Annotated in this window: 7 protein-coding genes; 5 read left to right on the forward strand and 2 right to left on the reverse strand. The window is 45.1% G+C overall.

The window, feature by feature from the left end; translation table 11 throughout:
• Positions 1 to 1639, reverse strand: a 1639-nt coding sequence (locus H6S82_RS33975) for an ABC transporter ATP-binding protein (RefSeq protein WP_191056269.1), incomplete at its 3' end; no start/stop codon positions are given.
• 50 nt (positions 1640 to 1689) lie between these two features.
• The gene (locus H6S82_RS12310; protein ID WP_190473818.1) at positions 1690 to 2253 is read right to left on the reverse strand and encodes a hypothetical protein; all 564 of its coding nucleotides are present in this window, start codon (positions 2251 to 2253) and stop codon (positions 1690 to 1692) included.
• A gap of 67 nt (positions 2254 to 2320) precedes the next feature.
• Here H6S82_RS12310 and H6S82_RS12315 point away from each other — a divergent pair, with 67 nt between their 5' ends.
• From H6S82_RS12315 to H6S82_RS12335, 5 genes are all read left to right on the forward strand, one after another.
• The gene (locus H6S82_RS12315) at positions 2321 to 2509 is read left to right on the forward strand and encodes a hypothetical protein (RefSeq protein WP_190473816.1); all 189 of its coding nucleotides are present in this window, start codon (positions 2321 to 2323) and stop codon (positions 2507 to 2509) included.
• Positions 2510 to 2533: 24 nt separating this feature from the next.
• Entirely contained in the window at positions 2534 to 4912 is a 2379-nt protein-coding gene (locus H6S82_RS12320) for a dynamin family protein (RefSeq protein WP_190473814.1), read from the forward strand.
• A gap of 31 nt (positions 4913 to 4943) precedes the next feature.
• Complete coding sequence (locus H6S82_RS12325; protein ID WP_190473812.1) at positions 4944 to 5090, forward strand: hypothetical protein; 147 nt, start codon at positions 4944 to 4946, stop codon at positions 5088 to 5090.
• A 154-nt stretch (positions 5091 to 5244) separates the two neighbouring features.
• A complete protein-coding gene (locus H6S82_RS12330) occupies positions 5245 to 6303 on the forward strand; it encodes a trypsin-like serine protease (protein WP_190473810.1) in 1059 nt (352 codons plus the stop codon).
• Between the two features lie 354 nt (positions 6304 to 6657).
• A complete protein-coding gene (locus H6S82_RS12335) occupies positions 6658 to 7248 on the forward strand; it encodes a DUF4126 domain-containing protein (protein WP_190473808.1) in 591 nt (196 codons plus the stop codon).
• Positions 7249 to 7361: the final 113 nt, after the last annotated feature.

Raw genomic sequence — 7361 nt, forward strand, 5'->3', positions numbered from 1 at the left:
CCGACACATCCAAAGCGGAAACAGATTCATCGCAAATGATAAATTTAGGATTGAGAGCCAAGGCGCGGGCAATACAAACCCGCTGTCGCTGACCGCCAGAAAATTCGTGGGGATAGCGGTTCATGCGGCTGGGATCTAACCCCACGCGCTCCAGGAGGTAAGCAGCGCGCTCGCGTCGTTCCCGATAGCTTTTGCCGATACTGTGAATCAGCAAAGGTTCCATCACCGCATCTCCAACTTTCATGCGCGGATCGAGAGAACTAAAGGGATTTTGAAACACAATTTGCATTTCTCGGCGCAACTTCTGCAACGCTTTCCCGTTCAAACTGGTAATATCTTGTCCTTCAAACAAAATATTACCGTTCATCGGTTCGATCAATCGCAATAAAGTGCGAGCCAAAGTAGTTTTACCGCAACCGGACTCACCCACCAAACCCAGCGTTTCACCCGGATAAACCTCAAAAGAAATGTTGTTTACCGCCATAGCGTAGCGTTTGGTATTACCCATTATCCCCCGTACCGGGAAGCCAACTTGTAGGTTACGGACAGCTAAAAGTGGTGTGTCCTGAGACTTAATTTCTGACTGATTAGTGCTTTTCTCCCTGATTGTTCTGCTTCCCCGCTCCTCTGCTTCCACATTTCTTTCGCGAATTTCCAGCACTTCGCCGCTGGGATCGCTCACCACTTCCATATAATCGGAAACAGTGGGTAGATATTTCAAATGCCGATCGAGCCGAGGACGACAAGCCAACAATCCTTTAGTGTAGGGATGATGCGGGTTGGCGAAGATTTGCCACACCGGCCCATATTCGACAATTTTCCCTCGATACATCACCGCTACGGCGTCGGCGATTTCCGCAACTACACCCAGGTCGTGGGTAATAAACATCAAGGACATCCCGCGAGCGTTACACAATTCCCGCAGCAGTTCCAGGATAGTGGCTTGTACGGTTACGTCAAGAGCGGTGGTGGGTTCGTCCGCAATTAATAGGGTGGGATTGCAAGAAATCGCCATTGCAATCATTACCCGTTGAATTTGACCTCCAGAAAGTTGGTGGGGATAGCGATCGAGTATGGCTAGTTTTTGCTGATTGATGTGGCGATCGATGTCCGCTTCCGTAGGCTCCGATTTTCCTGGTGATGATTCTTGCACATATTCTATGTAACGTTGGCGCAAAACTTCATCTGTGGGAAGGAGTTTTACTTCTTGCAAAAGTGCAACAGCCGACCGCCGCGCTTGCGTGTCCGAAACATTTTGATGTAGCCGTATTGCTTCCGTCAGCTGAAACCCGATCGTGTAAACCGGGTTAAGAGAACTCATCGGTTCCTGAAAGATCATCGCCACCTTACCGCCGCGATACTGCTGCATTTTCCTCTCTGGCAATTGCAGCAGATTCACAGGTTCTGCATCCGCCTCTGACGCTTTAAACCAAATTTCGCCGTCCATCTTGCCGGGAGGAGGTACCAAACCCATAACGGCTAGAGAGGTAACAGATTTGCCAGAACCTGACTCGCCGACTATTCCTAGCGTTTGACCTCGTTTTACCTGAAAGGAAATACTATCAACGGCTTTGATCTGTTTTTCCTCGGTGGGGAATTGGACTTGCAGGTTGCGGATGTCGAGAACGGTGTCAGTCATGGAACTCTAGCATCAAAATTAACCTTATACTAACAAGGCGGCGGAGTGGTTTAGCGTTGCGGTAATGCCCCGGGCTGTCTTAGTTGCGCGTTGGCGGGTAAGCTTGTATTGTTGGACACCTTCTCGAATACCATTGCGTTGGACTTAAAAGCAGAAGGTCTGGGTTGTCCGGAATTAATATCATTTAGCTGCATACGCAACTTGCCATCAGCAGTAAACTCAAAAATGGTTGGGGCTGTTTTGTTATCGCTTGTGGTCAAGTCAATCTGCATGGGCGAACTTGTTGAGGAAGCTACTCGGTATCTCAGCTGCATTGCCGGCGCAGTATTTGAGTTTGATGGCAAGACGATAAATAATTTGCTCTCTGGTGCAAAAATTAAGGTGAGAGAGCTATTTGCAGAAACTTTTGTTTGCCATTGTCCGGTCAATCGTTGCACAACGGAATCTGCATTTTTAGTTAATTGTTGCGAAACTAACCGTCCTGCTATGGGTTCGGCTTTAACGGCGTAGCCGACTGCACAAAGCAATCCTACCAGCAGGCTCGATACGATCGATTTGCCGATAACTGGGAATGCAGCTAAACGATTTGTTTGGTTGTGGACAGGGTTGAACATGAACTTTTAGCACTGAAATCAACTCGATCTTAGCAACGCCTCTATTTTTTATCTCTAGTTCATTGAGGTGTTGCGGAAAGTATTGACGCTGCGATCGCACCGTTTGTGCCATAGTATGAGGGGCGAAGCACACAAACAAACCGACTTTCCAGTTCAGATTGAGATCGCGCCACAATTGTCTATTGTGCGATCGGGAAGGTATCCTTATTTGGTTTCAGCAGCTCTGTATACAACCAGAAGCGATATAACTGTTTAGTAAAGAGATCGGGGAGTGAGTTAAATGAAAGCTGATGCGCCCAAACCTAATGTGCAAGACTTGCAAACCCAAATACTTGAGTTGTTGGGGCAAGTCAGCGGTCTGATCGATAGTGCAGGTACAGCCCTAAGAACTGATAGTGCTAGCGAGAAATACGGGAAATTTCAACAAGAAGTCAGCGAAGCCGCCCGTAATGTAGAAGAATTGGAACTGCGAATGGCGATCGTTGCTCCGATGAAGGCCGGTAAATCGACGATCGTAAATGCGATCGTCGGTCAAGAAATTCTGCCTAGCAGAAATGCCGCTATGACGACTCTACCGACAGAGATAATTTGCGATTCCGAACTCAAAGAGCCTACACTAATCCTCAATTCCCACATTCAACAAGTTTTTCGCGAAACGTTTTCTGCTTTGCAGCGGAAAGTCAATGAGTTAGGGATGGAACGAGTCCAGGAAAAAATTGCACAGTACCCTCATCTGACAAAGCTACCTGAAAAAATCCAGGGAATGTCTAAACTTTCCATCCATGAAAAGATTGTCGGGCGTCAGCAAATTATTAACAGTTTGCGTGCTTTAAACGATATTATCCGCGTGTGCAGCGTTTTAGATCCCCTGGCTGACCCCCTTCAGTCTCTGATGGATGTGCCGCGTATATATACACCATTTTGGCATTTGCAAAAGACTGCAAAAACAGAAAAAATCGGCAAATTGGTGATTGTAGATACGCCTGGGCCAAACGAAGCGGGGGAAAATCTCCGACTGGCAAATGTGGTTTCCGATCAGCTAAGAGCAAGCTCGGTAGTTTTAATTGTACTCAATTTTACAGGGCTGAACACTAAGGCAGAAGAAGAAGTTAAAAAGGATGTTCAGAAAGTTATAGATTTACGCGGTAAAGATAATTTATACGTGCTGGTTAATAAAGTCGATCAGCGCAAAGATGGGGACATGACAACAGAGCAAGTGCGGCAATTTGTTACCGCTGAATTCGGTTTGGGTGATGGCGATAATACCAATCGAGTATTTGAAATATCCGCAAGATGGGCATTTTCTGCTACTAACTTTTTGGTGGAATTAGAACAAAATCCCAAAGTAGAAATTGCTCAAATGAAAACAGCGCGATCGCTAGCTCAAGATGTATTCCCGATCGACTGGGAAGAAGAACTAGAAGAAACAAATGTAGAACAACTGAAGCGGAAAGCGGAAAAGCTGTGGAAAAAATCCGGCTTCGACCCATTTTTGCAAAAAGCGATCGACTCACTCATGATAGAAGCAGCACCTCGGTGTATTATCTCTTCCCTAAACATTACTCGCGCTCGTCTTGTGGAATTACTGGAAGATATGCAGATCCGCAGCAGTGCTATTCATGAAGATGGCGAAAAATTACGGGAAGAAGTTGTGGCGCTGGAAGCAGATATGCAGAGTATTGAAGAGTGTCGCAGTCGTTTGCAAGAATTAGATCGAATCAAAAGCAATCTTCATGAGGAATTCAATAATATTTTGGAATCTGTGAAGAAAGAAGGGAAAATAAGCGTGGAAAGCTACTTCAGCGAAGAAGAATATCAACGCGCTGATTTTATGAAAAAAGGAGGGATGAAAGCCAAAAACTTTTTAGATTGGATTTCCAAACAAGTCAAATCAACTACTTTAGAAAAAAAATACCAAACTTCTATTGAATTTCCCACGCTCAGAGAGGCAGAAGAATTTGCAGATACAGCAGTAACTTATGCGAAAGAGAAAGTAGATGTACTGCTAGAAAATGTGCGCGAAAATACAAGCCAACAAATCGAGCGATCGCGTCAAGATATGCTGGAGTTTCTGGACGAGCAGACCAAACCAATTGTAGATCGGGCCCGCGAGCGCTTGAACGAAAATTTTAACTTAGACTTATCATTGCCAAAATTAAGATTGGACTCCGATTACTATATCGACTTGAATAAACCGCTCGTGATGCGTCATACCAGGACAATAGACCAGGGTTACACTGAAGTTGTTAAAAGTAGAAGATCGTTTTTTCATTACTTATGGCTAGTTCCATTTGAGGTGACAGAAAAAATTAAACGACCTAACAAAGTGGAAAATTTCTACACGGTTTCTTTGCAAGGAATAGTTTATGAAGTTAATAAGATCGTAGACCAAAACATCAGTACGATTAAGCAGGGAATTAATCAGTACCTTGATGAAGATTTTCAGCAACGAATTAATGACTTTTTTAACGATCTCGATCGCTATCTCAGTAACTATCGAGATAGTTTGAAACAGGCACAGGAAGACCAGAAGTTATCTATCGAAGGCAAAGGAAAATTGATAGAGGCACTTAATTCTTTGGTTCCCCAAATTAAGGAGCAAATCAAAAATGCCGATAACTATCTAAAATACACAGACAATTTTATGTCGCTTAAGTAATTCACAATCCATACACAATGTAGATTTTGCTGTGCATAAAGGTAAGCCGATCGCGATCCCAGAAAATCCCTATCAACCGAAAGCTGATGATGCTGTGCTTGGCGGTCAAGCTCCTCCGCCAGCGGACGGCGCGGCAGTTTTGGGAGGACTGGCGGGGGTTAAGGAACGATTAGCATAACTCTCTATAGAACAAAAAATTGATGCGTTGCTCAATGCTATGAAGTATTATTATTTGTCTGTGAAGAATAGATAAAGTTAGGTAAAAGCACGGAACTGGAAATATTGGCTTTAACTTTATCGTTTAAGTATGCAATTACCAAAAGTAATTCTATATGAAGATTAATCGCTTACTTACCTCAACATTAGCGGCTGCGATCGCAACAGCAGGCACGAGTGCGATCGCCCAAGCTGGTACAATTCGTCACGATCGATCGGATACACAGTACAGAAATCTGGCTAATCTGTTTCCCAGCGTCGGCAGCCTCAACATCAGAAGCTCATCCGGTACGTGGCTTTGTTCCGGAACCCTTCTCAATTCCACCTGGTTGCTAACAGCTGCCCACTGCGTTGAAGGCGCACGAAATGGTTTATTTAGCGTTGGCGGCAGCAACTATACCATCAACGGGGCGCTTACCAACAACGGCTGGTTCAACAGCTATGGCGATCCCAGTGCAGGCTATGACCTGGGTTTGTTCCGACTCAGCAGCAGAGTAACAAATGTTACCCCAGCTTCGCTGTTTACCGGACGCAACGAAGATATGCAACTCGGTACTTACGTAGGTTTTGGCGCTACCGGCACTGGTTTGACAGGTTATAACAATTCTAGTAGCACCACCAAACGTGCAGGACAAAACACGATCGGACTTGGCACCCGACTCGGTTATTCCGATCGCACACTCGTATCGGATTTCGATGACCCCCGCTTAGCGACATCAGATCCCCTCAGCCAGCCAGTCAACTTGGAATACAGCATTGCACCCGGAGATAGCGGCGGCGGGTTATTCATCAACGGCTTGCTAGCAGGCGTTAACTCTTTTATTTCTGCAACAGATGGTTCCGTTAATGCTGACTACGGCGACATTTCAGCAGCTACGAGAGTTTCTTCCTTTGCCACTTGGATTAACAACGTGCTGCGAAATGCACCATCCAGTTCCCGTACCATTGGCACTAGCAACTCCAGCAACATCTTTTCAGGTTCTTTCGCTTATGAACCAGAATCGACGTTTGACGATTGGGAAGGTTTGCCGGAAATTGAATTTTTGGAAGACATTTACAACAATACCGAAGTGGATATCGAAATGAAGTCCGTACCCGAACCTTCTGCTATTATTGGTTTGCTTTCGGTAGGTGGTTTGTTAGCACTATTTCGGCGTCGTCAGGCAGCATCGTAGATTAAACTAACCGTTTTTTAGTGTGCGATCGCGACAAGTATTGCCAAATTGGTAATGCAGTTTCGGCACTACTGACAAAGGCGATCGCACAGTATTTCAGTACTTTTTCTAGTTCTTGACTAGCATCAGCAAATCAGAAATTTTCTATATCATATTTACTGGTAAAAGTAAGTATACTTAAGCACAATTTATTCTGATTGTTTGCGAAAATTTAAGAAGGCGATCGCAGGTAAAGCTTTTATTTGTGTGAAGGAGAACAACTTCCAGCGCAAAATGGTTAAACTTAAGAAAAATTAAGCTGTAACCAACAGCTATTTGAGGCTGTTGGCTAAGCGAACAGGCTGATTGATAAATATGATTGAGCTACTAGCCGCACTCTCTGCTGCTGCGGCGGTAGGAGTAGGACGAATTGCCCTGCCCCTACTGTTAATTGGCCTTTTCCAGGGGGATAATCTTTGGTCTCGCGTACCCATTCTCTCTCTGATTCATCCGCAGGTAGTAGTGGGAGTGCTTACCAGTTGGTCTTTATTTGAGTTGTTTGCCTCGAAAAAGTTGTTGGGGCAGCGCGTGCTGCAAATTGTTCATCTCTTATTTAGCCCCATTGTCGGGGCTATGGTAGGTGTTACTATTGCCCAAATGACCGAAGCGCCTGGGTGGTTAATTATTGTAATTAGCGTAGTTGGTGGCTTGTTGGCGCTTGTGCTGCAACTTGTTCAAGTTGGGTTGTTCTTTCGATTGCGCGGTTTACCCTTGTGGGCTGTCTTTGTTCAAGATGCCTTGTGTGTGGCGCTGGTACTTTTAGCTTTTGACGCGCCCAGACAGGGTGGGTTAATTGCGATGATTTTGCTGTGGTTGGCAATTCGCAGTTCTGGTGATTGGTATCGCTGGTACAAACAAAGTAAGCGTTTACCGGCAAAGAACGGCTACAAAAGTAACCCCGATTGATTTTAGGGCATAGGGCGTCGGGGAAAAAGGGGTGGAATTAAGAACATTAGACATCTGCTCCAAAAGAATTTCAAAGGGCAGGCAGGATGCCTACCCCACAAGAATTTTTGGAG

It is taken from the genome of Planktothrix sp. FACHB-1355, assembly GCF_014748295.1.
In the GTDB taxonomy this organism is placed as follows: Bacteria; Cyanobacteriota; Cyanobacteriia; order Cyanobacteriales; family Aerosakkonemataceae; genus Aerosakkonema; species Aerosakkonema funiforme_A.

Excerpts from the sequence above, each read along its gene's own strand:
- H6S82_RS12310 (WP_190473818.1), bottom strand. The coding sequence starts at position 2,253 with ATGTTCAACCCTGTCCACAACCAAACAAATCGTTTAGCTGCATTCCCA.
- H6S82_RS12320 (WP_190473814.1), top strand. The coding sequence starts at position 2,534 with ATGAAAGCTGATGCGCCCAAACCTAATGTGCAAGACTTGCAAACCCAA.
- H6S82_RS12330 (WP_190473810.1), top strand. The coding sequence starts at position 5,245 with ATGAAGATTAATCGCTTACTTACCTCAACATTAGCGGCTGCGATCGCA.
- H6S82_RS12335 (WP_190473808.1), top strand. The coding sequence starts at position 6,658 with ATGATTGAGCTACTAGCCGCACTCTCTGCTGCTGCGGCGGTAGGAGTA.